The 3,944-nt window shown below is 58.3% G+C and carries 3 protein-coding genes; 1 reads left to right on the forward strand and 2 read right to left on the reverse strand.

Annotated features, from left to right (window positions below; genetic code table 11):
* Positions 1-326: 326 nt before the first annotated feature.
* Both WBV42_RS11335 and WBV42_RS11340 read right to left on the reverse strand, forming a co-directional pair.
* The gene (locus WBV42_RS11335; RefSeq protein WP_423986129.1) at positions 327-728 is read right to left on the reverse strand and encodes a DUF7344 domain-containing protein; all 402 of its coding nucleotides are present in this window, start codon (positions 726-728) and stop codon (positions 327-329) included.
* A gap of 60 nt (positions 729-788) precedes the next feature.
* Positions 789-3,308: a PAS domain S-box protein gene (locus WBV42_RS11340; protein ID WP_423986130.1), complete on the reverse strand. Its 2,520-nt coding sequence runs from the start codon at positions 3,306-3,308 to the stop codon at positions 789-791.
* A 146-nt stretch (positions 3,309-3,454) separates the two neighbouring features.
* Here WBV42_RS11340 and WBV42_RS11345 point away from each other — a divergent pair.
* On the forward strand, positions 3,455-3,944 hold a 490-nt coding region (locus WBV42_RS11345), incomplete at its 3' end, for a bacterio-opsin activator domain-containing protein (protein WP_423986131.1).

A 3,944-nucleotide genomic window follows, 5' to 3' on the forward strand; every position in this document is an offset into this window, starting at 1 on the left:
GTGATGTCGATGACGACATCGTTCGGGTGTTCGATTTCTGGTTCGTCTACTTCTTCGACTTCTACGTCGTGCGGTCCTTGGTATACGACCGCGTCCATTGACATATGTTTCCACCCCAAAGAAGGCACGCCATTCTCACGTATGTCGTTATTCGAATTGATATGGTACCTTCGGCGTGAACAGAGGCCCCAAATCCCTCCTTTCCCCCCGAAAATTGTCGAACAGTTGTCTGATATGAGTGGGGATGGGTGCCGGTACCGAGTGATCACTACGAGGGCAAGCGGTTTGGAAAAGACGCCAGCGATTCCGATGGCCGTACCGTTCGATTACGTTCGGGTCTTGGGACTGCTCTTCCCTTCGTCCAACGCGGACGAGATGGTCTGGCAGAGTTCGATTCGCCGTTCGACTTCCTCGTGTCCCCAGTATCGGACAGTCTCGCTTCGGGCTTCATAGGTCAGAATCCCACAGTCCTCCAACATCGGGAGATGAATGTGGTGAAGCCGAATCAGCGCCGTTTCGTCGCTACACCCCTCGTCCGCAAGTAGATCGATAAGTTCGTCCATCGAGGCGATCCCGTTGTTCGAGAGATACTCACAGAGTACACGTCGCTGTTGGTCCGAGAGAATTCGCTCCACGGTTCCGGTGGGGAGCGAACTGTCACACTCCTCTTCCGGATGGTTTCGACTCGTGTCTAAATGGGTGTCGTTTGGTTGCTCCGAGTCGCTCATCAACTCGTACAAACTTCCCCGACATCACCAGTCCTTTGCCTCAATACTGAGGTACCGACCTCAGGCGATGCTTGAACGTCCCGTGAACAACAGCGTGAGGAACTTCCGCTCGGCCGCTTGGAGGTGTTGATGGAACGTCGGTGAGGAGATGTCCAGCGTTTCGGCCAACTCCTTGCCGGAACTCGCACGGGGATAGTCGAAGTATCCCGCGAGATACGCTGCGTGGAGGATTTCCGCCTGTCGCTCGGTGAGCGTCTCGCTGAGTTCGTGATAGAAGCCGGATGTCGAGTGAAACGGTCGCTCACTGGACTGTTTCGAGAGCAAGTTCCCTTCCGAGTGCACCGACTCGACTGCATCCAAGAACGGCCGGACGCGGGTGTTCCCCGGCACTTCGACGACGATACTTCCCTCACCGTCCGTTATCGACCCGCGCTGGACGTACGCGCCGCGTTCGATGAGCGCTTGCGCGATCGTCGCCGTATGGTGAAACGCGAGCTCCAGCATGGCTTCCTCGTCCCCCTCTTGAACGACACGAGCACGTTCGACGACCGATGATTCGGACGCCCGTTCGAGTATCCGCTCCGGTGAAACGCCGCTCGCGGTAACGTAGAAGATGTACGTTCCGTCGCTCGATGGAACCACCCCATCGAGGTCGAGCGAACACTCCAACTCGTCGGACGTCGTGACGAAAAACGACTCCGTGTTCGTGAGCGAGAATTCGAGTTCGAGGACACGGTCGGAGTAGAGGAGCTTCTTGCTTTCGACCGCGTTGATGGCGTGACCGATGGTTTCCCCCAACTCGCTGAAAACGTTCCGCTCGCGCTCGCCGACGACAGCCGGGTCGGTCGCATAGATGACCAACACACCGTACGTGGTCTCACCGTAGCCGATCGGGATACACGCCGCCGAACGATAGCCATGGGCGATGGCGGCATCCCTGATAGACGGCGGGAACAACGGGTTGGACGTCACGTCCTCCATGATTCGGAGCTCTCCCGTCTGGAGCGCGGTTCCGGCGGGTCCTTGCTCCGTCTCCGTTCCTTCCTCTGCAACGACGTCCAGATACTCATCGTCGATTCCTGCGGCCGTTCGGATGAGAAGCCCATCCTCGGCGGACGACAGCGTTCCGATGAACGCACCGTGATAGGCGTCCGAAGCGGCCAGTCGCTCACAGACGGTTCGTTCGATCTCTTCGCGTGATGGCGCGGCCACGAGCGCTTGGTTGATATCCCGAACGATGGCGTTGATCCGGTTCAGCGTCGTCAACTCGTCGCGCTGGCGAGCGACGTCGCGCTCGCGTTCCGCGCGGGTCAAAGCGGTTTCGGTGTTCGCCGCCAGCACACGCATCAAGTCGAAATCGATTCGGTCGAAGTTCCGCGGCGACGGGGACGCCGTGATGAACACCCCGTGTTCGCCTAACGATGTAATGATGGCGCTTCGCATCGGTGTCTCCCGCTGTGCCACGTTCGGCGTCGTCTGGAAGTCGGAGATCACCCGTGGTTCACCTGTCTCGAAGACCGTTCCGACGAGGTTGTCGTCGAGCGCGTACGTCGGAACCGCGTCGTTCAACAATTCCTCGACCGTGTCGGTCAGCACCTCGGGTTCGAGTACGTCCTTGTCTTCCGAATGGAGATAGATACCGGAGGCGGGCAGGTCGAGCACGTCGACGGCCGTTTCCACTGCGTGCTGGCAGATGAGCTTGGGCGACGACGTTTCGAGCATCTCGTGCGTCGTCTCGTGGAGCGAACTGAGCGCTTCTTCACGTCGTTTCCGGTTGCTGATGTCGTGAAAGATCCCCTGTGCGACCCGACGACCGTTCAGTTCAGTGCTGGTCGAGTTGATGTCGATGGGGATTCGATCCCCGTTCGAATCGATCACGGACATGTTGTGACCGTCAGAGATCGATTCGTCGAGTTCATGCCTCCGCTCGAAGAGGTTCTTGTATCGCTCCAACTCTCCTTCCGGGTGTAGGTCGGATTGATGCATCCCTTCGATCTCCTCGATCGGTCGGTCGAGGAGTTCGGCCGCCGCTCGGTTCGCTTCTAGGATCTTGCCCGTCTCTACGTCGGCGAGGAAGATAGCGTCGGGTGCGGCCTCCACCAGCGTTCGATACTTCTCGGTCGCGATTTCGAGTTCGTTCTGCTGACGCTTTCTGTCGGTGATATCGCGCAGTGTCGTGGTAAACAGCGTTCGATCGTGATACCGGTGCCGACGGAAGGAAAACGACATGGGAAACTCCTCGCCGGTCCGGCGGACTCCGGTTCGTTCGAGGCCGGTGTATTCGGTGGACGTGTCGGCATCCTCGACTTGCTCGCGGAACTCCGCAAAATACTCCTCGCGGTGACGTTCCGGAAACAGCCTCCGTATCGACTCCCCGAGGAGTGTGTCCACGTCGTAGCCGAACATCCGACCGGCAGCCTCGTTTGCGAACACGATGGTTCCGTCACCGGATACCGTCACCACCGCATCGAGCGCATCTCGGACGATATGCTTGAAAAAGGCGGCTTCCTCTCCCGTTTTCGTTTCGACGAGCGAGGAGTTCGCCCGAGCACTATCGTCCAAACGGAACGGTTCAGACATCGTTGGGATACGCACGGGTAGAGGGTGTAATAGACTTTTGCTCGAAATCGGACCGATCGGTCGTTGGAATACGCCTACTGGAGGGGATATAAAAGACTTGTATATACGAGTGAAAGCCACTGAATGCTGGCTGGACGTTACTCCACATGAACACGCTCGTCGAAGTGGCGATTCCCGTCGCGGATTTCGCCCTGAAAGAGACGTTCGTATCGGTCCCGGAGGCCCGGTTCGAACTCCTTCCCACGATTTCGTACCGATCCGAGACAGGCCCGCCGCTCCTCCGTGTAAAAAGCGACCGAGAGGTCGCCGACGTGCTCCGAACGGATCCGACCCTCGCTTCGGTGAAAACGATCGTTTCGGACGCGAGTTCGACGCTCTTTGCCGTCCGCTGGACATCGACGCCGCAGTCCGTCTTCGAGACGATCCTCGAAGATGATGTCGTCATCAGTCACGTTTCCGCCACGAAACGACACTGGACGTTTCAGCTCCAAACCACCACCCGAGAGGTGGCATCGAGGCTGTATCATCGGTGTACCGACCGTGGTATCTCGATGGAGATTCGACGGCTTCAGCAACTGGACGGCGTTTCCGGGGAGCAGATCGATTTCAGCGAAGAGCAATTGGAGGTGTTGCAAC

It is taken from the genome of Haladaptatus sp., from assembly GCF_049589095.1.
Lineage (GTDB): Archaea > Halobacteriota > Halobacteria > Halobacteriales > Haladaptataceae > Haladaptatus.